Below are 23,149 nucleotides of genomic sequence, written 5' to 3'. Positions count from 1 at the left end.
AGGGGAGATTGCCGTGAGCTCGCTAGGCTTTGCCGAAATACTGGTCGCCGTTGTCGCCGCCGCGGTCTTGGTGTCGATGATGCTTTGCTATCGTTCGCTGCAGGAAGCGCGCGACTGGTCGCTGACCGACGCGCTCTCCGAGGATGTTACGCTGACCAGAACCGATCAGGCCGGAAATCCCGTCGATGCGCTAGGCGGCGCGTTGCCGGCGGGACAGCTGCCGCTCAACGTGACGGTGATGAAGGCAAGCTCCAGCCGCTTCATCGCCCTTGTCGGCACCGTCGCCATCCTCATGCTCTATGTCGGCTTCGGGCTTGCTTGCCTCTACCGCTTTGCCAGTGGCAACGACATCCCCGACATGACCAAGGGCGCCAATTTCTTCTATTCCGGCCTCGTATTGTTCGCACCGTATCTGATCAACAAGTTCTCCTCGGCCTTCTCGATCTTCAAGCCATGATACTGCCCGTCAGGCATCGCGCGCAGGCTTCAACCGAATGTGCGAATATCCTGATGGAATAGTTGCATTATTTGGTCTAGGCTGCGCCTGTAGATTGGGCAACATCCTGATTCCGGGAGAAAAATCGATGTATAAATTCGAAGTTTACAAGGACAAGGCTGGCGAGTTTCGTTTCCGTTTCAAGGCGTCCAACGGAGAGTCCATGTTTGTATCCGAAGGCTACAAAGCCAAGGCATCCGCAATGAGCGCAATCGAATCCATCAAGAAGAACACGCCCGGCGCCGACGTCGTGGATACTACCAAGGCTGACGCCTGACGCGACCCAGGCGGCGCCACGCGCGCCGCCTCTTCCCTGTGCCCTTGGTAACCGTCCTCCGCCGCGCCAAGCGCGGCAAACGGGCTTTTATTTCTCGGTAAGCTTGAGCTCGATACGGCGATTGGTCGCCCGCGCCTCAGGCGTATCGCCCGGCGCGATCGGCTGATATTCGCCGAATCCCGCAGCCGCCAGACGATCGGCGGGAACACCCTGGCTGATCAGGAACTTCACCACCGAAATCGCGCGCGCCGAGGAAAGCTGCCAGTTGTCGGCATAGCGGCCCGTGCCGGCGAGCGGCACGTTGTCGGTATGCCCGTCGACGCGAAGCACCCAATTGATTTCCGGTGGAATTTCCTTGGCGACGTCGAGAAGCGCGGAGGCGAGCTTGCCCATCTCCGCCTGCCCGTCGGGATTCAGATCCGCGCCGCCTGAAGGGAACAGCACTTCCGACTGGAAGACGAAGCGGTCGCCGACGATGCGGATATTTTCACGGTCGGAGAGAATTTCCCGCAAGCGGCCGAAGAAGTCCGAGCGGTAGCGGTTGAGCTCCTGCACACGCTGCGCCAGCGCCACGTTGAGGCGGCGGCCGAGATCGGCGATCTTCGTCTGGGACTGCTGATCCTTCTGCTCGGAAGCCTGCAGCGCCGTTTCGACGGCGGCGATCTGGTTGCGCAGAGCCGCGATCTGCTGGTTCAGCAGCTCCACCTGGCTCATCGCCCGGTCGCTCATCTGCTTCTGCTCGTCGAGCTCCTTGCTGAGCGTGCCGATCCGCTGCTGCGCGGCATCCTGTCCGCCGGCTCCGGCAGTCAATAGAGACTGCAGCCGCGAGCGGTCGGACTCGGCCGTGGCGAGCGATGCCTGCAGGTTGGCGATGTTGTCCTCGAGATCCTGCTTGTTGCCCTTCTCGAGCGCCAGCAGCTGCGTCAACTCGTTGATCTGCCCATTGAGGCGATTAAGCACCTCGTCGCGCCCGCTGATCTCCCGGTTCAGCACGAACTGGCCGACGACGAAGACCGTCAGCAGGAACATGATCGAGATCAAAAGCGTCGAGAGCGCATCGACGAAACCGGGCCAGTAGTCGACCGCGCGCTCGCGACGACGGTTGCGGGCAAGAGCCATGGCTTACTTGCCCTCGCTCTTCTCTGTCTGCGGCATGCGCCGCTCGGAGGTGGTGTGTTTTTCCTGCGCGCCGATGCGCTCGGCGAGACGATCGAGCGTGCGGCGCATCGCCTTCGTCTCGTCCTGCTGCGCCTCGATCCAGTCGCGCAGCATCTGCTGCTCGTTGCGCATGTTCTTTACCAGTCCCTGAATGCATTCGGCGAGGCTCGCCATCGCCGCCACCGAGCGCTGATTGCCGCCGCCGCCATCTTCGGATGCCTTGCGGATGTGGTCCGACAGAGCCCTGATCTCTTCCGACGAGATGCCGGCAGACGGATCGATCGCCGACGAAACCGTGTCGGAGCCGACATCGGTAACGGAGGACAGCCAGTTTTCCAGCTCCATGTAGAAGCGATTCTGCGCGCGTCCCGCCTGCAGGTCGAGGAAGCCGAGGATCAGCGAACCGGAGAGGCCGAGCAGCGAGGACGAGAACGCCTGGCCCATGCCTGACAGCGGCGTCGATAGCCCTTCCTTGAGCGCGCTCATCACATCAGCCGACGTGCCGGCCGAGCCCGCGTCCAGCGTCTGGATGACGGCGCTGATCGACCCGATCGTCCCGATCAGGCCCCAGAAGGTGCCGAGCAGACCGAGAAAGACCAGCAGGCCGACGAGATAACGGGAGACGTCGCGGGATTCATCCAGGCGGTTGGCGATCGAATCCAGGATCGAGCGGAACGCCACCGTCGAAAGCCCCACGGACGAGCTGCGGCTGCCGATCAGCGTGCGCATCGGCGCGAGCAGCTTCGGATTGCGGTTGACCTTGTCGGCGCTACCGGCGGCGCGGAAGGAATTGAACCAGCGAACCTCGGGACGCAACGCCAGCACCTGGCTGAACACCAGGATGATGCCGACGGCGAGAACGCCGAGGATCAGGCCGTTAAGGCCGGGATTGTGCATGAAGGCCGTTTGGGTCTGCCGGAAGAGAATGGCGGCAATGAACCCGACGATGACGAGGAAGAGCACCATCGTCCAAAGAAACGGCATTGGACTGGAGAGCTTGTAGCTGTAGTTGCCCGTGGTTTTTTCGGTCGAGCCGAACTCCGCCACATTCACATTTTCCATAGATTCCACAGCCTCCGGCTTCATTGGAGCCGAAGACTAGATCAACATTGTGCCGAATTGAAGTACGCCGAGCTAGAAAACCCTGCCTTTACAACAGCGATTTATCGGCTCGGAATCGGACGCTTGACGACCTCGATCAGCGCCTTCTGGATATACTCGTTGCCCGCGACGATCGAGCCGGTCTCCAGAACCGAGTTGCCGCCATCCATATCGACGGCATAGCCGCCCGCCTCGCGAACGAGGAGTATCCCGGCCGCGATATCCCAGGCATTCAGGCCGTTTTCCCAGAGGCCGTCGAAGCGGCCGGCGGCCACATAGGCGAGATCGAGAGCGGCGGAGCCCATGCGGCGGATGCCGGCGACTTCGCCCATCACGTGGCGAAGCTCGACGAGGAACTTGCCGTGGTTGCCGCGTCCGAGATGCGGCACGCCGCAGGCGATGACGGCATCCGACAGCACGCGGCGCGCGCCGACGCGCAGGCGACGATCGTTAAGGAAGGCGCCGCCGCCGCGCTCGGTGGTGAAGAGCTCGTCGGTCGCCGGGTTGAAGATGACGCCGGCGACGATTTCGTTGTTGCGCTCCAGCGCGATCGAAACGGCGAAGGCGGGAATGCCGTGCAGGAAGTTGGTCGTACCATCGAGCGGATCGACGATCCAGCGATGCGCGCCGTCGGTGCCCTTGATCTCTTCGCTCTCCTCGCCAAGGAAGCCATAGGTCGGCCGCGCCTTCAGCAGTTCCTCGCGAACGATCTTCTCGGCCTTGCGGTCGGCGCTCGAAACGAAGTCGCCCGGCCCCTTGACCGAAACCTGCAGGTTCTGCACTTCGCCGAAATCACGCCCCAGAGATTTGCCTGCCTTGAGGGCGGCCTGAACCATGACATTGAGAAGAGCTGAACGAGCCATGTTGGCGGTTTTCCTTGGGCTAATAGCTGAGCGCTGTCAGGGCGGGGATGGCCCCTGATCGCCGGGAGAGATAGCGCTTTAAAAGATTGGCGGCTTCAAGACCACAAAATCAGGGAAATTTCAAGAGCCGTCCCGATTCGCCCGACGATGGCGGCGACAAACGCCGCCATCTGCTCGATATCGCTCAGAACTTCTGCTGCGTGATCAGCACTTCCCGCGCGATCTGGTCGAGCGGCAGGATACGGTCCACCCCACCGCGCGCGATCGCTTCCTTGGGCATGCCGAAGACGACGGATGTCGCCTCGTCCTGTGCCACCGTATAGGCGCCCGCCTGGTGCATCTCGGCCATCCCGCGCGCGCCGTCGTCACCCATGCCGGTCATGATGATGCCCATGGCATTCGATCCCGCAGCCCGCGCCGCCGAGCGGAACAGCACATCCACCGAAGGCCGGTGGCGGGAGACGAGTGGCCCCGGCTTGACCGACACATGGTAGCGCGCGCCGCGCCGCTCGAGCAGCATGTGATGATCCCCGGGCGCGATCAGCACGTGGCCGCGCAGTACCGCATCGCCATCCACGGCCTCTTTGACCTCGACCTCGCAAAGGCTGTTCAGCCGCTTGGCGAAGGCCGCCGTGAACTTCTCGGGCATGTGCTGCACGATCACGATACCCGGTGCATTGGCCGGCAGAGCCTCAAGGAACTCCCGGAGCGCCTCGGTTCCACCAGTGGAAGCGCCGACGCAGACCACCATCTCAGTCGTCTTCGCCATGGCGCGCCCTGTCGGAGGCGGCAGCATTGCATCGGCCGTGAGCTTCGCGGCCGGGCCTTCCTTGCCGGGGCGAAGCGTACTGGCGGCGCGCCTGACATTGCCGAGCCGGGCATGCGAAGCGCTCTTCACCACCTCGCGAATACGGATCGCATCGTCGGCAAGACCGTCCGCCGCACCGATCTTCGATTTCAGGATCACATCCACCGCACCGGCTTCCAACGCCTGCAGCAGCGTTTCGGAACCTGCTTCCGTGAGCGAAGAACACATGACGACAGGGATCGGCCGCTGCGACATAAGCTTGCGCAGGAAGGTGATCCCGTCCATGCGCGGCATCTCGACGTCGAGCGTGATGACGTCGGGGATTTCTTCCTGGATCTTCTTCGCCGCCATGTAGGGATCGGTGGCGACACCCATGATCTCGATATCGGGATCCTCCTGCAGAACGCGCACAAGCGTCTGCCGCACGCTGGCGGAATCGTCGATGACGAGGACGCGGATCTTCTTACCCATGATGCCCCTGATTACGTACGCTGGAAAACCGTATTCGAGACCTGCTTCAGCGGCAGGTCGAAACCGGCGATCGATTCCGAATGGCCGATGAACATGTAGCCGCCCACCGCCAGGCAATCGCAGAGGCGCTTGAGCACCTTGCTCTGCGTCGGCTTGTCGAAATAGATCAGCACATTGCGGCAGAAGATCAGGTGCATGGCATCGCCCACGGGATACTTCTCGTCCATCAGGTTCATTCTGGCGAAGCCGACCTTGCTGCGCAGCGACGGCGCGATCCGCACTTCCCGGCGATCCGCCTGCTTGGCCGTCATCACGTATTTGCGCATCAGATCGCGCGGCACCGGATGAACCATGTCCTCGGCATAGACGCCGCGCCGCGCCGTCTGCAGCACGTCGGTGCTGAGATCTGTTGCAAGGATGCTGTAATCGATGCTGCCGTGGGCCTGCGCGAATTCCTCCAGCACCATCGCCATCGTATAGGGCTCGGCACCCGTCGAGCATGCCGAACTCCAGGTGCGGATCACCCGCATGCCCTTGGCCGCCAGCGCCGGCAGCGCCGTCTGCTGCATGTATTCGAAATGACGCGCCTCGCGGAAGAAGTCCGTCTTGTTCGTCGTCACCGCATCGATGAGATAGATCGTCTCCTGCTCCAGCCCGCCGTCGTTGAACAGGAAGTCGCAATAGTCGTCGAAGGTGGACATCCGCGTGGCGCGCAGCCGCCGGCGCAGCCTGCCTTCCAGCATCGTCAGCTTTGTCGGCGGCATCTTGATGCCGCTATAGTCGTAGATGAAGCGCGCGAGCTTGTCGAAATTGCGCGTGCTGATCCTGTCGCCCGCAAACTGGGCCTCGGAGACCGCCATGTTCATGCGTGAAAGCTCCCCTCTGTTTCGCTCTTAGGCGGCCGATTGCAGCGCCGAGGCATCCTCGCGCGACAGGAGCCGCGCGAGATCGACGATGACGACGAAGCCGTTTTCCCGGCGCACGACGCCGGAGATGTAATCCGAGCGCCACCGCACGCCGATGTCGGGCGCCGCTTCGATCTGGTCACGCCGGAACGGCGTGACCTCGAAGACGCGATCGGCGACAAGGCCAAGCGTCAGCATCCGGCTTTCCATCGGGATGTCGAGGACCAGAACCCGCGTATGCGGGGTCGGCACGGTCTTCGACAGGCCGAGCTTCAGCCGGAGATCGATGGTCGGCACGCCCTGGCCGCGCACGTCGCGGAGGCCAAGGAGATAATCCGGACCGTTGGGAATCTTGAACGCTTCCGCATAGTCGAGGATTTCCCGCACCACTTCGACAGGCACGGCGAAGATTTCCTCGCCGAGGCTGAAGGTCACGAACTGCGCTTCCAGAGATGCCGTAGCCATATTATGCGCTTTCCCTAAAGTCGGCGTCACCGGCATCCGGCCCGCCCATGGACATGTCGAGTGCGAAGCCCTTGGCGCGAGCCTGCTGGGCGGTGACGGTGTTGGCCGGAGCCTTGCTGACCGGCTTCGGCGCAGCGGCAGGTGCCGGGCTGCGGACGCTGACGCGGGCAGCGGGTGTGCGCTTCTGGCGGCTGCCGGCCATATCGACCTTGAAGAAGGCGATCGAGGTCTGCAGTTCCTCGGCCTGGCTTGCCAGTTCCTCCGACGTGGCCGACATCTGCTCGGAAGCACCGGCGTTCTGCTGGGTCACCTTGTCGAGCTGCTGGATCGCTTCGTTGATCTGCGAGGCGCCGATGTCCTGCTCGCGGCAGGCAGCGCTGATCTCGGAAACCAGTTCGGCCGTCTTGCGGATATCGGGAACCAGACGGCCGAGCATGTCGCCGGCGTCGCTGGCAGCTTTCACCGTATCGCTCGACATTGCGCTGATTTCCGCCGCGGCAGACTGGCTGCGCTCGGCGAGCTTGCGCACTTCCGAGGCAACGACTGCGAAGCCCTTCCCGTGTTCGCCGGCACGGGCCGCCTCGACGGCCGCGTTAAGAGCGAGCAGGTCGGTCTGGCGGGCGATCTCCTGGACGATGCCGATCTTCTCGGCGATCGTGCGCATGGCCTCGACGGCACGGGAAACCGCGTCGCCGCTGGCCTCGGCATCCTTGGCGGACTGGCGCGCGATCTTCTCGGTCTGCGAGGCGTTGTCAGCGTTCTGCTTGATGTTCGACGCCATCTCTTCCATGGCGGCGGAAGCCTCTTCGGCCGAAGCGGCCTGTTCGGTCGCACCCTGAGAAACCTGCTCGGAGCTGGCGGAAAGCTCCTGGCTACCGGCGGAAACATTCTCGGCAGCCGAAATCGCGTCGGCGACGACACCACGGAGACGCTCGACCATCTGCTCCAGCGCGAGGCCGAGTGTGTCCTTGTCGGAGAGCGGCTTCGGCGCAACGGTAAGGTCGCCATTGGCGATCTGGTTGGCGACACCGGCAGTGACGCGAAGGTTGGCGGTCATCGTCGACATCGAGTTGACGAGATCACGGATTTCGTCGTTGCTCTTGTGGTCGATATTCTGGTCGAGATCACCGATAGCAACCGCGTCGGCAAGATTGACCGCACGCTTGAGACCACGGGAGATGGCCAGCGAAATCCACAGTGCAACGACGAACGAGAAGATCAGAACGCCAACGACGATGGCGATCAGCAATGTCTTGGACTCGTTGTACTGAGCATCCGTCAACTGGTCGGTGTTGGAGAGATCAGCAGCGATCGCATCGTTGAGGCCACCCAGGGCAGTCAGCAGGGAGCCGGTGACCTTTGCGCCTTCGCCCATCGAGAGGATAGCAGCCTGATGATTGGATTCGCTCGTGTTCTGGCGACCGAAATCGAGAATCTTGTCCTGCATCTGCAGCCACTGCGGATAGGCCTGACGGAACTCGGCAACCTTGGCAACGACAGCCGCGTTCGTTTCGCGATCGAGCTTGGCGAGGAGGTTTTGAATGTCTGCGCGAGAGTCCTGAACTTCCTGAACGTAGGTCTGGATCTGCGTGGAGTCCTCATTCAGGATGACGTTCTTCTCAGCCCGGACCGACTTGTAGACCGAGTCCGAAAGATCGCTGGAGTTCTTGAGGTTTGCTGCAGGTCCCTGCACGATGTCGGTGATCGCGACATTCAAGCCGGAGAGATTTGAGACAGCGACGGCCGCCATCCCGCAGGTCATAAGGATGATGAGGCCAAAGGCGAGGCCAAGTTTTAGCTTGATCGTAAAGCGCATGGGTATGCTCCAGGGCACTGAATGTAAGAATGATCCGTCTGAAGCGCGCTTGTTGCAGGCGCGGTTCATGGGAGGATGGCTGCATCATGTTTGGAAGAGCGAGCATTTACCCTTGCACCACGGATTCTGCCGCCGTGGATGCGCCCAACGTTTCATTCGTTGGTCGTTCGGTCACCTGGAGCTAAAGGCCTCAGGTGTTGCGTTCGTGCCTGTCAGGCACTTTCGCGAAAATCATTGTCACCCGCATCCGGCCCACCCATCGACATGTCGAGAGCAAAACCCTTGGCGCGAGCCTGCTGGGCCGTAACGGTGTTGGTCGGCGCCTTGCCGGCCGGCTTGCGGTTGGTTGCTGGCGCCGGAGTACGGACGCTGACGCGGGCCGCCGGCTTCGTTCCTGCGCCATCCACCTTGAAGAAGGCGATCGAGGTCTGCAGTTCCTCGGCCTGGGCAGCAAGTTCTTCCGAGGTCGCCGACATCTGTTCCGAGGCCCCGGCGTTCTGCTGAGTTACCTTGTCGAGCTGCTGGATCGCCTCGTTGATCTGCGAGGCGCCGATATCCTGCTCGCGGCAGGCGGCGCTGATCTCGGACACGAGTTCCGCCGTCTTGCGAATATCAGGCACCAGACGCCCAAGCATGTCGCCCGCCTCGCTGGCGGCCTTGACCGTGTTGCTCGACATGGCACTGATTTCCGCCGCGGCAGACTGGCTGCGCTCGGCGAGCTTGCGCACTTCCGAGGCAACGACTGCGAAGCCCTTCCCGTGTTCGCCGGCACGGGCCGCCTCGACGGCCGCATTGAGAGCGAGCAGATCAGTCTGGCGGGCGATTTCTTGGACGATGACGATCTTTTCGGCGATGGTGCGCATCGCATCGACCGCGCGATTGACGGCGGAACCGCTCTCCTCGGCGTCCTTGGCGGACTGGCGCGCGATCTTTTCGGTCTGTGCCGCGTTGTCGGCATTCTGTTTGATGTTGGCGGCCATCTCTTCCATCGAGGCGGATGCCTCTTCGGCCGAAGCAGCCTGCTCGGCCGCACCCTGCGAGACCTGCTCGGAGCTGGCGGACAGTTCCTGGCTGCCGGCGGAGACATTTTCCGCGGCGGCAATCGCATCGGCGACGACACCGCGCAGGCGCTCGACCATCAGTTCGAGAGCGATACCCAGCGTATCCTTTTCAGACAGCGGCTTCGGCGACACGGTAAGGTCACCTTCGGCGATTTTGTTGGCGACATCGGATGTAGCGCGCAGATTGCCGATCATCGACCGCATGGCGATGCCGAGCGTGTCCTTGTCGGACAGCGGCGTGGCATCGGCCGTAAGATCGCCCAGCGCGATCTGGTCGGCGAGCGCCGCCGTGCCGCGCAGATTGGCGGTCATCTGGTTTATCATGGCGACGAGGTCCTTGATCTCGTCATTGGTCTTAACCTCGACGGTCTGGTCGAGATCGCCGATCGAGACGGCTGCGGCGACCGTGGAAATCTTGCGAAGACCGCTGGTGATCCCGAGCATGATCCAAAGTGCTGCGCCGATCGCGAGGATAGCCGCGGCAATCGATACGCCAATCAGCAGCATCTTCGTGTCGGCATAAAGCGCATCGTTGGACTCGCGCGTCGCAAGCATGTCCGCCTTCTGCATCTTCACGAGATCTGCGATATCGGCGCGCATCTCGGCGGCGATCGTGGCGAGTTCGCCAACGGAAAGTTCTTCAGCGGCGGTCTGGTTGCCCTGTTCGTCGAATTCGCGGACGCGGGTCATGCGATCACGGAAGGCTTGGGCCTGCGAGCGCAGCTTCTCCCATGCCGACTTGTCCTCTGCATCGGCCAACGATGCGCCCTCATCGATCGCAGTCGACATGGCGTTCTTGGAGTCTTCCGCCTCGGCGTGCAGCTTGGTCGAAACGGCCGGATCCCTGGAGATCAGCGCCTCCTCCTGCGCCCGCACAGCATTGGCCTGATCGAAATTGGCAAGCAGCGCCAGCTCAAGGCGGCGCGCCGGGCCGTCGAGCATCGCGGTGCTTGCGCCATCGAGATGTCCCAGGCTGACGACGCCGTAGCCGCCGATGCCCATCAGAAGCAAAGTCATCAATGAAAAGGCAAGAGCCAGTTTGGCCTTGATCGTGAAACGCATGGAAGTGCCCTCGAGCGGAGAATGGGGAGTACGAGAAGGCGACCCGAGGTCGGGGCGTCGAGTTGAAAAATGAAGTGTCTGGAAGGGGAAAGCGATACATTCACTTCCGGGCAACCCGACATGGTTCAATCGCGACACCAACGTCTACATGCGTTGGAAGGCACTGCCGGCGAGGGCCGCCGGAGCGGCCCTCCGTATTCTCGATCAGGCACTTTCCCTGAAGTCGGCGTCGCCGGCATCCGGACCGCCCATCGACATGTCCAGCGCGAAGCCCTTGGCGCGAGCCTGCTGAGCCGAGACCGAGTTGGCCGGAGCCTTGCTCACCGGCTTGGAAGCGGCAGCCGGCGCCGGGCTGCGAACGCTGATCCGGGCAGCGGGTGCGCGCTTCTGGCGGCTGCCGGCCATGTCGACCTTGAAGAAGGCGATCGAGGTCTGCAGTTCCTCCGCCTGGGCGGCAAGCTCTTCAGATGTCGCCGACATCTCTTCGGAGGCGCTGGCGTTCTGCTGCGTTACCTTGTCGAGCTGCTGGATCGCTTCGTTGATCTGTGAAGCACCGATGTCCTGCTCGCGGCAGGCAGCGCTGATCTCGGAAACCAGTTCCGCCGTCTTGCGGATGTCAGGAACCAGGCGACCGAGCATATCACCCGCCTCGCTCGCGGCCTTGACCGTATTGCTCGACATCGCGCTGATCTCGGCCGCGGCCGACTGGCTGCGTTCGGCAAGCTTACGAACTTCGGAAGCAACGACCGCGAAACCCTTGCCATGTTCGCCGGCACGCGCTGCCTCGACGGCGGCGTTAAGAGCGAGCAGATCGGTCTGGCGAGCGATTTCCTGCACGATCACGATCTTCTCGGCGATGGTCCGCATCGCATCGACCGCACGGTTGACGGCGGTGCCGCTCTCTTCCGCATCGCGAGCCGACTGGCGGGCGATCTTTTCGGTCTGCGCCGCATTGTCGGCATTCTGCTTGATATTGGCGGCCATCTCTTCCATCGAGGCGGACGCCTCTTCGGCGGACGCGGCCTGTTCCGTCGCCCCCTGAGAAACCTGCTCGGAGCTGGCCGAGAGTTCCTGACTGCCGGACGAGACGTTTTCGGAAGCCGACAGCGCATCGGCAACGACGCCGCGCAGACGCTCGATCATCACGTTGACGTTGCCGAGCAGTTCCCCGATCTCGTCACGGGTCGTGATTTCGTTCGTCTTCGTCAGATCACCCTCGGCAACCTCGCGCACCACGGTGTTGGCACGGGCAAGGCCCTTGGAGATCGTGCTTGCGATCCAGAATGCGGTGAGACCGGCGATCACGGCCGCGATGGCGGCAACGATGATCAGCGTCAGGCGGGTCGCGGCATATTGCTGCTCGGCGCTGTCGTCGGCAGCCTTCATCTTGGTCTTTTCGATAGCAAGCATCTGCTCAAGCTCGTCGTCGAGCTGGCCGGCGAGCTTGCGTGCGTCGCCGACGGAAACGGCCGTCGCGCCGTCATGATCGCCCGCCTGCAGGCGCTGACGGATCTCGTCATCGGCGGCCACGAACTTCTTCGACATGGCTTCGATATCAGCCCAGCGCGTCCGGTTTTCCGGATCGGCGATGGCGATGATCGAGGTGAGCGAGGTCGCGAGTTCATTGCGGGCGATATCGCCATTGTCGATCGCGGACTTGGTTTCCTTTTCGTTCGTCGCGGCGACAAGGTTCTTCTGCTGGCGGATGATTTCCAGCTCGGCGATGTTGATCGCCTGCGTCAGCTCCAGACGCTGAACCGGCCCTTCAAGCACTGATCCGAGCGTGTCGTTGATGCTGCCCAGGCTATAGATTCCATAGCCGGCGGTCCCCACCAGCATGAGTATGATGAAGGTGAACGCGCTCACCAGCTTCGTTCTGATCGTCAATCGCATCTTGCAAACCCCTTACGATGAAAATGCGCGCCTAGCTGGCGGCTGCCGAATTGTCGTGTCTTGATGAAAAAATGGCCTGGAGATTAGGAAGGATGATGAATTCCCCTCCTCGCTTTACGAGGCAGTTGATGTAATCCGCACGCCAGCGCATGCCGACGCTCGGCGGCGCCTCGCTGGCCGCCCTTGCCAGCGTCGTGACTTCGTTGACCTTGTCGGTGCGCAGGCCGACGAGCGTGTTCTCGCCCTGCAGATCGACCTCGATCACCACGATGCGGCTATCGATGGTGGCTTCCGTCGCCTCCATGCCGAAGGCGAGCCTGAGATCCGCCAGCGGAATGACCTTGCCGCGAAAGTTGATGACGCTGGCGACGAAGGGCTGGGCGCCCGGCACAGCTGTCTCGGGCAAAAGGTCCAGGATTTCCTGGACAATGACCGCTTCCAGCGCGAAGGTCTCGCCGTTCATGTCGAAGGTCAGAACCTCGACTTCCTCGGCATAGTTCCAGTGATGGTCGATATGTTCGGCTGCCGCGCTCATCCTGCTACCCGCATCTGTGTTTCTTGTTGCTGCCCGGCGATCACAAGATGGCCGACGTCGAGAATGAGGGCAACGCTGCCGTCACCGAGGATGGTGGCGCCGGAGAAGGTCGCGACATCGTTGTGGAGCTTCGACATCGACTTGATGACCGTCTGGTGGTCGCCGATGATCTGGTCGACGACGAGGCCGACGCGTTCCGTGCCGGTTGAGATCACCACCACCTTTTGATGCACATCGGGCTTGGTACCGGTTCGGAACAGGTCACGGAGCCTGAGGAACGGTACGAGGCTGTCGCGCAGCGAGATGAAGCTGCGGCCGCGCGAACGAAGATCCTCTTCGAGCGACAGTTCCAGGCATTCCTCGACCGCCGATAGCGGAATGACGTAGCGGCCGGACCCGACGCGGACGAGAAGCCCGTCGATGATCGCCAGCGTCAGCGGAATGCGCAGCGACACTTCGGAGCCCTGCCCCGGCACGCTGGTGATGTCGATTGCGCCGCGCAATGCCTCGACCGTCTTCTTCACCACGTCCATGCCGACGCCGCGGCCGGACAGATTGGTGATGGCCGCGGCCGTCGAAAAGCCCGGCGCGAAGATGAGCTGCAGCAGTTCGGAATCCGACAGCGGCTGGCCGGGCGCGATGAGGCCCGACGATTCCGCCTTGGCGCGGACCCGCTCTCGGTTGATGCCGCGACCATCGTCCTTGATCGAGATGATCACTTCGCCACCGGCCTGACGGGCCGAGAGCGTCACCGTGCCGGCCTCGCTCTTGCCGGCAGCAAGACGGTCCTCGGGCGTTTCGAGGCCGTGGTCGATCGAATTGCGCACGAGGTGCACCAGCGGATCGGCGAGACGCTCGATAACCGTTTTGTCGACCTCGGTGCTTTCGCCGTCGGTCACCAGCTCGATCACCTTGCCGGTTTCGCGGGCGAGATCGTGAACGAGACGACGGAAGCGCGAGAACAGCGTGGCGACCGGCACCATGCGCAGCACCATCATCGTGTCGCGCAACTCGCCCGACAGGCGCTCGATTTCCTCGGAAACGGAACGCAGCGCGATATCCGTGCTGGCACTGGCGAGCTGGCTGAGACGCGACTGCGCGATGACGAGCTCACCGACGCGGTCCATCAGCTCGTCGAGACGCTCGGCCGGAACGCGAACGTTTTCGGCAGCCTTCGCTTGGCGCTGGTCTGCGGCGGCAGCTTCCCGCTTCACCGGCACGGCTTCGACCGGCTTGAATTCAGGAACAACGGGTGCCGACGGCGCCACGGCGGCAACCGGCAGCGACGGGATGGGATCGGTCGCGACAACAGGAGCGGGAGCGCTCGGTGCCACCGCAGTCTGGGCCGCGATCTCCTGCACGTCGAGCTCCATGTCGTCCATGACGAAGATGAAGACGTCGTCAATTGCGGAGCGGCCCTGATCGCTGGTGAGCGTCACGTCCCAGGAGATGTAGAGTTCCGTCGGAGACAGCTCGCCGAGCGGTGGGATGGCGGTGGTATTGGCGCGGATCGTGCATTCGCCGAGATCGCGAAGCTCGTCGAGAAGGCCGAGCGGATTGGTACCATTCGCCATCGAATTTGAAGGCAGGCCAAATCGGATGCGCCAGGTGGTCGAGGTCGGTGCTGTAACCTCCGCGATAGGCGCCGCAACGGCAGCGGTCGTTGTGGCGTGACCGCCAACGGCTGCCTGCAGCTGGGCCAGGAGCTTCTGCCCGATATCGCCATGATCGGCATCGGGGCTGTCGACCAGCGCCCGCATGTGGTCCTGCGCGGCAAGGACAGCAGCGACGAGTTCGGCCGTTGCCGGTACCTCGCCCTTGCGGACCCGGTCGAAGGCCGTTTCGCAATGATGCGTAAAAGCAGCCAAGGCATCGAAGCCGAACATCGAGCCCGAGCCCTTCAGCGTGTGAAGGCCACGGAAGACGGCATCGACAAGATCCTTGTCGTCAAGACGATGCGTGAGGTCGAGAAGACCTGCCTCGATAGCTTCGAGGCATTCGGCGGCCTCTATGCGAAAGACCGCAACCGGGTCGAGCGTGCTCATTTGCCCAGGACCTTTCTGACGATCTTCACCAGGTTCTCAGGATCGAACGGCTTGGTGAGCCAGCCGGTTGCGCCGGCGGCCTTGGCGCGCGCCTTGAGATCGGCATCCGATTCCGTGGTGAGGAAGATGATCGGCACGCCCGTATGCGTCGGCAGCTTGCGAAGCTCCTCGATCATCGTCAGGCCGTCCATGACGGGCATGTTGAGATCGGTAACGATCAGGTCGAAATGCGCAGACTTCGCCGTCGCAAGCCCTTCCGCGCCGTTGACCGCCTCGGTCACGGTGTAGCCCGCGTTGGTCAGCGTGACCTTCGTGGTCAGGCGGATGCTTGCGGAATCGTCGACAGTCAGGATGTTGGCGCTCATTGGGTAACCTCTTCATGCAACCAGAATTTTGTGTCGTCAGGGTTGAACGCCTCGAGGAAGCCGGCGCGCTCGAGCACCTTCAGCACCTGCCCGGTGGCGGGCGCTGACAGTGCGATCGACTTGGCGTGATCCTTGGCGTGGCGACGCGCGGATTCGATAAGCTGAACGAAACTCAGATCCGCGTCAGCATTCTCGGCAATATCGATGACGATGGAGTCGTTGCTCTGAAAAGAGTCAGTAATAGCGGCATACATGCTCGCTATATTTCTAATATTGACGTTATCAACAAAAGAAATTGTCTTACTATATTGATCACTCGTACTCAACTCGGCCTCCTTCGACGGAGAAATACTTTTCAACGTCAAGAGGACTCTCATGACAGGCTTAACAGCGAGTAAAGTTTACGCGCGGCAACCTGCAATTCAGGCGAGTCCCGACTCCCTGAATTTTCACCCGACATAAGTTGTAGGGCGTCATCCCAAAGGTAAGCAAAATTATGCAAATACAATAATTTAACTATGAATCAGAGAGCCTGTTCGCGGTGTGGGAGCATTTCTTTCATGCTCCGTTAATCACAACGCAGACGAGTCTGGCGCGTTTACCCGCTGTTTCCATCCCACCCCTAAAAATGCGGTCAAAATTGCCAGTGTTACAAGTAAAGGAAATAACGTGAAAAACGGGGCGGCATCGGCACAGTCAGCATTTCGGGCTTCGAGTTCGGGCATCAGCGAGACGCTGGAATCAGCCCGCAGCCAGGTGGAGGAGCGCTTCCTCGAGGGCGGCACGGTTCTGCTCTCATCCATGGACGTGCTCAACCGATTGTTGAGTTCACTCGATAACATCACGAAGGCTCTCGACAATGGCGACGCAACGGATACGGGTGCCGACCTGCGCTTGACCGTGCAGAGCCTGACAGACCTGCCGATCTCCGAAAAGGCCCGCCAGGAGGCCCTCACCGCGCTCTCACAGAACGGCAGCGCACTGAAGAAGCACGTCGCCGACATGCAGGAAACGATGCGCTATCTGCGCACCTTCGCTGTGACCGTAAAGATCACCGGCGCCGGCATCGCAGAGTTCGCCGGCTTCGCGCAGGAGATTCTCGAGCGCATCTCCTCGGGAACGTCAGAAGTGAACGGCTTCGCGGAGCATATCGATCGGCTCGAGAAGGAAGTGAAGCTCGCGCTCGCCTTCGGCGCCAACGCGGCCAAGAGCTATGGCGAGACCGTGCCGGCCGTTGCCGGCGCGCTGAACGACGACGCCCGCAAGATCGCCGCCCATCGCCAGAACCTTTCCGCCATCGCCCGCGACGTCTCCGCGGTCGCCCGCGGCATCCAGAGCAAGGTCGCCTCGACGCTATCGGCGCTGCAGATCGGCGACATCACCCGCCAGCGTATCGAGCACGTCCAGAGTACCTTTTCGCTTCTCGATGAATTCCTTGCCAGTGAAGACGGCCGCAAGCTCGATGCCGACGCCCGTTCCCGCCTGGAAAACGTAATTCACCATCTTACGGCGGCGCAGATGAACGAGATGTGCCTGGATTTCCAGCGCGACTCCCGCAGCGTTGTCGATACCATCGCCAGCTTCGGCCAGGACACGCAGGAAATCCTGCGTCTGCGCGACCAGATGAGCGGCGGCGGCCAGGGCAACTTCATGCGCGATCTGGAGTCCAGCGTTTCGGCCGCGCACGAGATCGTCAAGCAGGTGGATACCGCCACCCGGCAGGCCGATCAGGTCAGCCGCTCGACGCTCCACACCGCATCCCAGCTCATGCAGGCGATCGACAACATCCGCGCGGTCAAGACCGACATCCACTACATGGCGCTGAACACCAACTTGCGTTGCAGCCGTCTCGGCGAAGCAGGCAAGTCGATCAACGTCGTCACCGCCGAACTGCGCATCTTCGCCGGAAAGCTGGATGAATCGGCGGACGCCCTCGTCACCGGCTTGCCCGCGCTCGAAGCCGCAGCCGGCAACCTCGCACCTGCAACGGCTGCCGGACAGGGCGGTGGTCTCGGCGAAAACCTGACCTCGGCCGTTGCCAACATTCGCTCCGCGGCGGACACGATGGAAGACGAACTCAAGGTTCTCTCCGAACACGGCCGCGAAGTCGCCAGCAAGATCAATCTGCTGATCGGCAAGCTCGACTTCCAGCGCGACCTCGGCGACGTGCTTGCCCGCTCCGCCGATATGCTGGAGACCTTGGCAGGCGCGGAGATCGCCGATATCTCGGATCTCGCCGAAGCCATTGCTCCGCTCGACCGCAAGATCTTCAAGCTCTACACCATGGCGCAGGAAAGAACGGTTCACCGCAACATCGTGCCGGCGAACGACGAAGCCTCGGCTCCAGCTGTCGTGGAAACCGTCCAGGCGGCCGACGACGAAGACCTCTTCGCCGACGCGCTTTTTTAAAAGCTACTGAAGCCTGCGGAACTTGTTGGCGGCCGCGATGGCCGCCTTCTGCTGGTCATCCTCGATACCGAGATAGAAGTCCTCGAGCGCGGGGTCGGGCAGACCGGCCCGGCGCGAGAGAACATACCATTTCGCGGCCTCGACCGGATCCGGTTTGGTACCGAGCGCATTGATGTAGAGATGCGCCAGCTTGTTCTGCGCCACCACGTTTCCGCGGTTGGCTGCCAGCCGAAGCCATTGGAAACCCTTGACGAAATCGCGGTTTCCGTTGGTTCCGTTGACGAACCAGACGCCGAGATCGACCTGCGCGGTGTCGAAGCCCGCATGTGCGGCACGCGCCATCCATTCGCGCGCGAGCTGCTTCTTTTCGGGCGGCAGGTCGGGCACCGCCGAATAAATCTGCGCGACCGCGTACTGCGCGTCCGCGATCCCCTGCTCGGCCGACTTCTCATAATATGGCAACGCCAGCAACAGGCCCTTCTGGCCGCTGTTGTCGGCAGTCAGGATCTGGCCCCAATTGAACTGCGCCGAAGGATTTCCCGCGTCGGCGGCCTTGTGCATGTAGTCGTCGGCCTTGGCCTTGTCGCGCTCCACCACGCGACCTTCCATGAGAAGCATGGCGTATTTGAACATCGCCGCCGCATCGCCGCCTTCAGCGGCCTTGCCGTACCAGAACGCAGCGTTCTTCATGTCGCGATGCACGCCGAGCCCGCTCGCCAGCAATTCCGCCACCAGCGTCTGCGCCGCCGGATCGCCGAGCTGCGCGCGCGGCAGCGCCTTTTCCATCGCCGTCAGATAATAGCCGCGCTGGTAAGCGCCATAGGCATCGTCGACAGGGCCTTTATAGTCCTTCTCCGGCGGCAGATCGGGCAGCTTGGCACCCATGCGGTCGAAAACGCCGACGCCGGTCGAGGGGGTGATCTTATCCGCTTGCGGACGCGCCGACTTCAAGGAATCCGGCGCACCGGTCAACGGCCGCGTCACCACATTGTCCACCGTCTGCGCGAAAGCCACATGGCTGGACGCCGCCAGAAGGGCGGAGAGGACGATGGCGCAACGACGCGAATGGCGGATCATGATCGGCATGAGCGCGATATCAATCCTCAAACCGTGGCGCTTTTTCGTCCAAAAGTGCGTTGACTTCGGAGACGACGAGTGGCGCGCGACCGGGCTCGCCGAAGACCGCCAGATGCAGGGCCACGAATTCTGCGCCGGTTTCCGCAACCGCAAGCGCCGACACGGGATCCTGGCCACCCATGACGATACAGGGAATTTCGATCATCGACGCCCACCATTCGGCCAAAGCGAGGTTCTTCGGATGCGCTTCCGGCTTGATGTCTCCGTCGAGCTTGCCGAAGAAGATATAATCCGGCCGCTCCTCGCCGATCTCCAGTGCATGATGGCGATCGGCCGCATTGCCGCCGCCGATGATCAGCTTGTCGGCATACTTGTCGATCGCCTCGGAGATCTCCGACGCCGGGCCGGTCAGATGCAGGCCGTCAGCCTTGGCACGACCGACGACACGGCTGTCGCCGGCAAGCAGCGCCGCCGCATCGGCCTTCTGGATAATGGGAACCAGCTTCTCGGCGTGCTTCTGGAACTCGCCGTCGTTCAGCCCGTATTGCGGCACGATGACCGACGCGACATCGCCGCCCTTCAACGCGTCCGCGACGATTTTCGCCTGTTCGTCGGCATCGGCGATATCTGGCGCGATAAGAACCAGGCGGCAGCGGTTTTGCTGTTCGGTCATGAACTCTTTCCATTTTCAGCGGATTACGCCGTCGTCGGGCCTGTCCGCACTCGTCTTGTGTGAGTAATTCCGTTAGACGGGGCTGGCAAGGGGAGGACTTCAAAAGCATGCCGATGGACGTGTCATTTTACTACGCCGCGATTCCCGCCGTCATTCTGGTCGGCCTCGCGAAGGGCGGCATGGGCGACGCCTTGTCGTTGATCGGGCTGCCTTTTCTGGCTCTTGTCGTGTCGCCTGTGCAGGCCGCCGCCATTCTCCTGCCGATCCTCGTCTTCATGGACATGATCTCGCTCGTCATCTGGCGGAAGCACGGCGATTGGACGACGCTGAAGATCATGCTGCCCGGTGCCCTCTTCGGCATTGCACTTGGCTGGGCGACCTCGGCGCTCGTTCCCGGCAATGTGCTCCGGGTCGTCATCGGCCTCGTCACCATCCTCTTCTGCCTTCGCTACTTCTGGAACAACTTCGGCCCGAATGCCGGCAAGGTCGTGCCGCCGCACGGGCAGCGGCCCTTACTGGCAACGCTCTGGGGCACCTTCTCCGGCTACGGCAGCTTCGTCGCCCATGCCGGCGGCGCGCCGTTCCAGATTTACGCTTTGCCGCTGAAATTGCCGCCACGCGAATATATCGGCACCAGCGTTCGCTTCTTCGCCATCCTCAATGCCGTGAAGCTGATCCCCTATTTTGCGCTCGGCCAGCTCGACACGAAGAACCTTGCCGCCTCCGCCACGCTCCTGCCCTTCGCGCCGCTCGCCACATTTGCCGGCGCTTGGTGCGTCAAGCGCATGAAGCCTGCCATCTTCTATCCGTTCATGTACGCAATGGCGCTGATTGCCGCCACGCTGATCACCCGAGAGGGCTTGGGATACTGAGGGGTCCGGCTCGCATTGCGCTGCACAATTTCCTTGCCGGACTTCACCAATTGACGTAGCTTTTCCTCATGTCGATCGCCGATCCCTTCACAGCGATAGCAGACCCGCACCGGCGCTTCCTGCTGGAGGAATTGCGGCGCTCGCCGAGGACGGTCAACGAACTCGCGGAGGGTCTTCCGATCAGCCGCCCGGCAGTCTCCCAGCACCTCAAGGCGCTCCTCGATTGCAACCTCGTTTCCGTGACCGCCGAAGGCACGAAACGCATCTACACGGTCAACAATCGCGGCTTCGACAAGCTCAATCTCTGGCTCGACCAGTTCTGGGCCTGACAGGTACGGACAAAAAGAAAATGCGCCGGTCGGATCACCTTGTCCGGCCGGCGCATCTCTTTGTCAAACAAGCATCTGACTTGCTAAATCACTGATGAATTGGGGTTTTATCCTGCAAGGCGATGCTCAGCAATCGCTTCGTCCTGTTAGTGGATCGGCGATTTGAGACGCTCAATCTCGTCCTTGATGCGCAGTTTTCTGCGCTTGCACTCGGCAACTTCCGCTTCGTTTCTGGAGGGGGAAACCATTAGTGAATGGAGCTCCTCCTCAAGAGCACCATGCTTCTTTTGGAGTGATTCAAGATGAGCTTGAACAGTCATATGACCCTTCCTTCCTCTTACCTTTCTCCAGCCAACACCGCCGGAGATCCAAGGCGTCAACCTTTCGACTGTGACACATTTTTGACGGCTTGTCGAAGGCGAAAACATGAAGACTAAGTGTCAAATTCATGGTCGCGGCCCGCTAGCCGTTACTGCTATTTGGTGATAGGAGCTTGCAAAAATCATTGGCAGTCCGGACGATGTCCGTAGACGATCATGGGGAATGCGTATGCCCGATCAGGAACAGGCGGAAGTCAGGCTCGTAGTGGCACGCCTTCGTCAGGAACACGAAGACTATGATGCCGCCATCAACGCCATGATCGCCGTCGGCTGCGACGCTTTGCGCGTGCAGCGCATGAAGAAGAAGAAGCTGGTTATCAAGGATAAGCTGACGAAGCTCGAGGACCAGATCATTCCCGATATCATCGCCTGAGGGGAACAGTCATGACGATGACAGACAGACCGCCCGTTGCCATCATCATGGGAAGCCAGTCCGATTGGGAGACCATGAAGAACGCCGCCGATACGCTGGAGGCGCTGGAGATCACCTATGACGCGCGCATCATCTCCGCGCACCGCACGCCCGACCGCATGGTCAACTTCGCCAAGGGCGCGAGAGCCGAGGGCTTCAAGGTCATCATCGCCGGCGCCGGCGGCGCCGCCCACCTGCCGGGCATGACGGCATCCATGACACCGCTGCCGGTTTTCGGCGTGCCGGTGCAGTCCAAGGCCATGTCGGGGCAGGATAGCCTCCTCTCTATAGTGCAGATGCCGGGCGGCATTCCCGTCGGTACATTGGCGATCGGCAAGGCGGGCGCGATCAACGCCGCACTGCTGGCGGCAGCCGTGCTGGCCCTTTCCGACGATGACATTGCCGACCGCCTCGACGAATGGCGCGAGCGCCAGAGTGCATCGATCGCCGAATATCCGATGGACGACCTATGACTGTTAGAACGATCGGCATCATCGGTGGCGGCCAGCTCGGCCGCATGCTCGCCATGGCTGCCGCCCGCCTGAATTTCCGCACCATTATCCTGGAGCCGCAGGCCGATTGCCCGGCCGCCCAGGTGGCCAGCGGCCAGATCGTGGCCAGCTATGACGACCCCAAGGCACTTGCCGAGCTCGCAAACGCCTGCGACGTCGTCACCTACGAATTCGAGAACGTCCCCGTTTCCGCCGCTGAAACGCTGACCAAGAGCGTCCCAGTTTATCCGCCCGCCAAGGCACTCGAAGCCGCGCAGGATCGTCTGGTCGAGAAGCGCTTCATCAATGGCTGCGGCATCCCCACCGCCCGCTTCCATTCCGTCGACAGCCAGGCCGAACTCGAGGCCGCGCTGAAGGACTTCGGCGGCCAGGGCGTGCTGAAGACCTGTCGCATGGGTTATGACGGCAAGGGCCAGAAGGTATTCCGTTCCGAGGCCGACAGCCCCGCCGGCGCCTATGAGGCGCTCGGAAGCGTACCGCTCATTCTCGAAAGCTTCATCCCCTTCGAGCGCGAGATCTCCATCATCGCCGCGCGTGCCACCGACGGCACCGTCGCCTGCTTCGATCCGGCCGAAAACGTTCATCGCAACGGCATCCTGCATACGTCGACCGTGCCGGCCTCGATATCCGAAGCTACGGCCAAGGCCGCCCGCGCCGCCGCCGAGACCATCCTTTCGTCGCTCGGCTATGTCGGCGTCATCGGCATCGAGTTCTTCGTGCTGGCCGATGGCAGCCTGATCGCCAACGAGATGGCGCCGCGCGTCCACAATTCCGGCCATTGGACGGAAGCCGCCTGCGTGATCTCGCAGTTCGAGCAGCACATCCGCGCCGTATCAGGCCTGCCGCTCGGCAATGCCGACCGCCATTCGGACTGCGTGATGCAGAATCTGATCGGCGACGACATCCTTGACCTTCCCGACTGGCTGAAACGCCGCGACACGCTCGTCCACCTATACGGCAAGACCGAATCGCGTCCTGGCCGGAAGATGGGCCATGTCACCACATTGACGGCAAAACCACAGGTTTCCGCCTGAGAAACGCCACGCGGCCACGGGAAAAACACCTTCACGTGGTTGACACAGATAAGCCGTCGGGTTATCTGCACGCCCAACCTAAGAGCGCGCCCTGAGCGCGCTTTTGAATGTAATAGATAAGGGCGAATGT

The 23,149-nt window shown here is 62.0% G+C and carries 24 protein-coding genes; 8 read left to right on the top strand and 16 right to left on the bottom strand.

The genetic code is table 11. The features are described 5' to 3' along the window. Window positions 1-13 precede the first annotated feature (13 nt). Window positions 14-457, top strand: coding sequence for a hypothetical protein (locus tag QTL95_RS08290; RefSeq protein WP_289719501.1), 444 nt, complete (start codon window positions 14-16; stop codon window positions 455-457). Between the two features lie 127 nt (window positions 458-584). Further along, on the top strand, window positions 585-773 hold the full coding sequence (locus QTL95_RS08285) for a YegP family protein (protein WP_289719500.1): 189 nt from the start codon (window positions 585-587) through the stop codon (window positions 771-773). 87 nt (window positions 774-860) lie between these two features. Here the strand turns inward: QTL95_RS08285 and QTL95_RS08280 are convergent, their stop codons facing one another. The 13 genes from QTL95_RS08280 to QTL95_RS08220 form a co-directional block, all read right to left on the bottom strand. Next, the gene (locus QTL95_RS08280; RefSeq protein WP_289719499.1) at window positions 861-1,892 is read right to left on the bottom strand and encodes a peptidoglycan -binding protein; all 1,032 of its coding nucleotides are present in this window, start codon (window positions 1,890-1,892) and stop codon (window positions 861-863) included. 3 nt (window positions 1,893-1,895) lie between these two features. Further along, complete coding sequence (locus QTL95_RS08275; protein ID WP_289719498.1) at window positions 1,896-2,993, bottom strand: flagellar motor protein MotA; 1,098 nt, start codon at window positions 2,991-2,993, stop codon at window positions 1,896-1,898. 101 nt (window positions 2,994-3,094) lie between these two features. Further along, window positions 3,095-3,895 (bottom strand): inositol monophosphatase family protein, encoded by an 801-nt coding sequence (locus tag QTL95_RS08270; protein ID WP_289719497.1) that lies wholly within the window; start codon window positions 3,893-3,895, stop codon window positions 3,095-3,097. Window positions 3,896-4,079: 184 nt separating this feature from the next. After that, window positions 4,080-5,174, bottom strand: coding sequence for a protein-glutamate methylesterase/protein-glutamine glutaminase (locus QTL95_RS08265; protein ID WP_289719496.1), 1,095 nt, complete (start codon window positions 5,172-5,174; stop codon window positions 4,080-4,082). 11 nt (window positions 5,175-5,185) lie between these two features. Continuing rightward, entirely contained in the window at window positions 5,186-6,040 is an 855-nt protein-coding gene (locus QTL95_RS08260; RefSeq protein ID WP_289719495.1) for a CheR family methyltransferase, read from the bottom strand. Window positions 6,041-6,067: 27 nt separating this feature from the next. After that, window positions 6,068-6,544 (bottom strand): chemotaxis protein CheW, encoded by a 477-nt coding sequence (locus tag QTL95_RS08255; RefSeq protein ID WP_037182721.1) that lies wholly within the window; start codon window positions 6,542-6,544, stop codon window positions 6,068-6,070. A 1-nt stretch (window position 6,545) separates the two neighbouring features. Then, the gene (locus QTL95_RS08250; protein ID WP_289719494.1) at window positions 6,546-8,360 is read right to left on the bottom strand and encodes a methyl-accepting chemotaxis protein; all 1,815 of its coding nucleotides are present in this window, start codon (window positions 8,358-8,360) and stop codon (window positions 6,546-6,548) included. A 212-nt stretch (window positions 8,361-8,572) separates the two neighbouring features. Further along, a complete protein-coding gene (locus QTL95_RS08245; protein WP_289719493.1) occupies window positions 8,573-10,483 on the bottom strand; it encodes a methyl-accepting chemotaxis protein in 1,911 nt (636 codons plus the stop codon). 204 nt (window positions 10,484-10,687) lie between these two features. Further along, window positions 10,688-12,376: a methyl-accepting chemotaxis protein gene (locus QTL95_RS08240; RefSeq protein ID WP_289719492.1), complete on the bottom strand. Its 1,689-nt coding sequence runs from the start codon at window positions 12,374-12,376 to the stop codon at window positions 10,688-10,690. A gap of 31 nt (window positions 12,377-12,407) precedes the next feature. Next, the gene (locus QTL95_RS08235; RefSeq protein WP_037182731.1) at window positions 12,408-12,911 is read right to left on the bottom strand and encodes a chemotaxis protein CheW; all 504 of its coding nucleotides are present in this window, start codon (window positions 12,909-12,911) and stop codon (window positions 12,408-12,410) included. Beyond that, window positions 12,908-14,956 (bottom strand): chemotaxis protein CheA, encoded by a 2,049-nt coding sequence (locus tag QTL95_RS08230; RefSeq protein ID WP_289719491.1) that lies wholly within the window; start codon window positions 14,954-14,956, stop codon window positions 12,908-12,910. Before QTL95_RS08230 ends, QTL95_RS08235 begins: the two co-directional genes overlap by 4 nt. Continuing rightward, window positions 14,953-15,321 (bottom strand): response regulator, encoded by a 369-nt coding sequence (locus QTL95_RS08225; protein ID WP_037182736.1) that lies wholly within the window; start codon window positions 15,319-15,321, stop codon window positions 14,953-14,955. Before QTL95_RS08225 ends, QTL95_RS08230 begins: the two co-directional genes overlap by 4 nt. Beyond that, the gene (locus QTL95_RS08220) at window positions 15,318-15,647 is read right to left on the bottom strand and encodes an STAS domain-containing protein (protein ID WP_289719490.1); all 330 of its coding nucleotides are present in this window, start codon (window positions 15,645-15,647) and stop codon (window positions 15,318-15,320) included. The genes QTL95_RS08225 and QTL95_RS08220 overlap by 4 nt, the downstream gene beginning before the upstream one ends. Window positions 15,648-15,990: 343 nt before the next feature. On the opposite strand from QTL95_RS08220, the gene QTL95_RS08215 reads away from it, so the two are divergent. Continuing rightward, the gene (locus QTL95_RS08215; RefSeq protein ID WP_289719489.1) at window positions 15,991-17,730 is read left to right on the top strand and encodes a chemotaxis protein; all 1,740 of its coding nucleotides are present in this window, start codon (window positions 15,991-15,993) and stop codon (window positions 17,728-17,730) included. A 3-nt stretch (window positions 17,731-17,733) separates the two neighbouring features. Here QTL95_RS08215 and QTL95_RS08210 read toward each other — a convergent pair whose 3' ends face one another. Together QTL95_RS08210 and QTL95_RS08205 are read right to left on the bottom strand one after the other, a co-directional pair. Next, window positions 17,734-18,816: a tetratricopeptide repeat protein gene (locus QTL95_RS08210; RefSeq protein ID WP_289719488.1), complete on the bottom strand. Its 1,083-nt coding sequence runs from the start codon at window positions 18,814-18,816 to the stop codon at window positions 17,734-17,736. A gap of 10 nt (window positions 18,817-18,826) precedes the next feature. Next, on the bottom strand, window positions 18,827-19,480 hold the full coding sequence (locus QTL95_RS08205; protein WP_289719487.1) for a thiamine phosphate synthase: 654 nt from the start codon (window positions 19,478-19,480) through the stop codon (window positions 18,827-18,829). A 107-nt stretch (window positions 19,481-19,587) separates the two neighbouring features. Between QTL95_RS08205 and QTL95_RS08200 the strand changes: the two genes are divergently transcribed. Both QTL95_RS08200 and QTL95_RS08195 read left to right on the top strand, forming a co-directional pair. Continuing rightward, window positions 19,588-20,352 carry a sulfite exporter TauE/SafE family protein gene (locus tag QTL95_RS08200; RefSeq protein WP_289719486.1) on the top strand — a complete coding sequence of 255 codons (765 nt, stop codon included), beginning with the start codon at window positions 19,588-19,590 and terminating at the stop codon, window positions 20,350-20,352. A 68-nt stretch (window positions 20,353-20,420) separates the two neighbouring features. Then, entirely contained in the window at window positions 20,421-20,681 is a 261-nt protein-coding gene (locus QTL95_RS08195; protein ID WP_289719485.1) for an ArsR/SmtB family transcription factor, read from the top strand. Window positions 20,682-20,827: 146 nt separating this feature from the next. Here the strand turns inward: QTL95_RS08195 and QTL95_RS08190 are convergent, their stop codons facing one another. Beyond that, window positions 20,828-21,001 (bottom strand): YdcH family protein, encoded by a 174-nt coding sequence (locus QTL95_RS08190; protein WP_037182747.1) that lies wholly within the window; start codon window positions 20,999-21,001, stop codon window positions 20,828-20,830. 229 nt (window positions 21,002-21,230) lie between these two features. Here QTL95_RS08190 and QTL95_RS08185 point away from each other — a divergent pair, with 229 nt between their 5' ends. The 3 genes from QTL95_RS08185 to QTL95_RS08175 are packed head-to-tail and all read left to right on the top strand — an operon-like array spanning window position 21,231 to window position 23,019. After that, window positions 21,231-21,434 carry a YdcH family protein gene (locus QTL95_RS08185; RefSeq protein ID WP_037182749.1) on the top strand — a complete coding sequence of 68 codons (204 nt, stop codon included), beginning with the start codon at window positions 21,231-21,233 and terminating at the stop codon, window positions 21,432-21,434. A 17-nt stretch (window positions 21,435-21,451) separates the two neighbouring features. Beyond that, a complete protein-coding gene (gene purE / locus QTL95_RS08180; RefSeq protein ID WP_289719592.1) occupies window positions 21,452-21,946 on the top strand; it encodes a 5-(carboxyamino)imidazole ribonucleotide mutase in 495 nt (164 codons plus the stop codon). Beyond that, entirely contained in the window at window positions 21,943-23,019 is a 1,077-nt protein-coding gene (locus QTL95_RS08175; RefSeq protein ID WP_289719484.1) for a 5-(carboxyamino)imidazole ribonucleotide synthase, read from the top strand. The genes purE and QTL95_RS08175 overlap by 4 nt, the downstream gene beginning before the upstream one ends. Window positions 23,020-23,149 lie beyond the last annotated feature (130 nt).

Origin of the sequence: Rhizobium sp. S152 (assembly GCF_030380735.1) — a bacterium.
Classification (GTDB): Bacteria; Pseudomonadota; Alphaproteobacteria; order Rhizobiales; family Rhizobiaceae; genus Rhizobium.
This window is presented reverse-complemented; position numbering and strand designations above follow the sequence as displayed.

Bases quoted from the DNA above. Each gene is read 5' to 3' on its own strand.
- QTL95_RS08235 (WP_037182731.1), bottom strand. From the start codon at position 12,911: ATGAGCGCGGCAGCCGAACATATCGACCATCACTGGAACTATGCCGAG.
- QTL95_RS08225 (WP_037182736.1), bottom strand. From the start codon at position 15,321: ATGAGCGCCAACATCCTGACTGTCGACGATTCCGCAAGCATCCGCCTG.
- QTL95_RS08260 (WP_289719495.1), bottom strand. From the start codon at position 6,040: ATGAACATGGCGGTCTCCGAGGCCCAGTTTGCGGGCGACAGGATCAGC.
- QTL95_RS08250 (WP_289719494.1), bottom strand. From the start codon at position 8,360: ATGCGCTTTACGATCAAGCTAAAACTTGGCCTCGCCTTTGGCCTCATC.
- QTL95_RS08190 (WP_037182747.1), bottom strand. From the start codon at position 21,001: ATGACTGTTCAAGCTCATCTTGAATCACTCCAAAAGAAGCATGGTGCT.
- QTL95_RS08195 (WP_289719485.1), top strand. From the start codon at position 20,421: ATGTCGATCGCCGATCCCTTCACAGCGATAGCAGACCCGCACCGGCGC.
- QTL95_RS08210 (WP_289719488.1), bottom strand. From the start codon at position 18,816: ATGCCGATCATGATCCGCCATTCGCGTCGTTGCGCCATCGTCCTCTCC.
- QTL95_RS08280 (WP_289719499.1), bottom strand. From the start codon at position 1,892: ATGGCTCTTGCCCGCAACCGTCGTCGCGAGCGCGCGGTCGACTACTGG.
- QTL95_RS08230 (WP_289719491.1), bottom strand. From the start codon at position 14,956: ATGAGCACGCTCGACCCGGTTGCGGTCTTTCGCATAGAGGCCGCCGAA.
- QTL95_RS08185 (WP_037182749.1), top strand. From the start codon at position 21,231: ATGCCCGATCAGGAACAGGCGGAAGTCAGGCTCGTAGTGGCACGCCTT.
- QTL95_RS08200 (WP_289719486.1), top strand. From the start codon at position 19,588: ATGCCGATGGACGTGTCATTTTACTACGCCGCGATTCCCGCCGTCATT.
- QTL95_RS08255 (WP_037182721.1), bottom strand. From the start codon at position 6,544: ATGGCTACGGCATCTCTGGAAGCGCAGTTCGTGACCTTCAGCCTCGGC.
- QTL95_RS08175 (WP_289719484.1), top strand. From the start codon at position 21,943: ATGACTGTTAGAACGATCGGCATCATCGGTGGCGGCCAGCTCGGCCGC.
- QTL95_RS08205 (WP_289719487.1), bottom strand. From the start codon at position 19,480: ATGACCGAACAGCAAAACCGCTGCCGCCTGGTTCTTATCGCGCCAGAT.
- QTL95_RS08240 (WP_289719492.1), bottom strand. From the start codon at position 12,376: ATGCGATTGACGATCAGAACGAAGCTGGTGAGCGCGTTCACCTTCATC.
- QTL95_RS08265 (WP_289719496.1), bottom strand. From the start codon at position 5,174: ATGGGTAAGAAGATCCGCGTCCTCGTCATCGACGATTCCGCCAGCGTG.
- purE (WP_289719592.1), top strand. From the start codon at position 21,452: ATGACAGACAGACCGCCCGTTGCCATCATCATGGGAAGCCAGTCCGAT.
- QTL95_RS08285 (WP_289719500.1), top strand. From the start codon at position 585: ATGTATAAATTCGAAGTTTACAAGGACAAGGCTGGCGAGTTTCGTTTC.
- QTL95_RS08245 (WP_289719493.1), bottom strand. From the start codon at position 10,483: ATGCGTTTCACGATCAAGGCCAAACTGGCTCTTGCCTTTTCATTGATG.
- QTL95_RS08270 (WP_289719497.1), bottom strand. From the start codon at position 3,895: ATGGCTCGTTCAGCTCTTCTCAATGTCATGGTTCAGGCCGCCCTCAAG.
- QTL95_RS08275 (WP_289719498.1), bottom strand. From the start codon at position 2,993: ATGGAAAATGTGAATGTGGCGGAGTTCGGCTCGACCGAAAAAACCACG.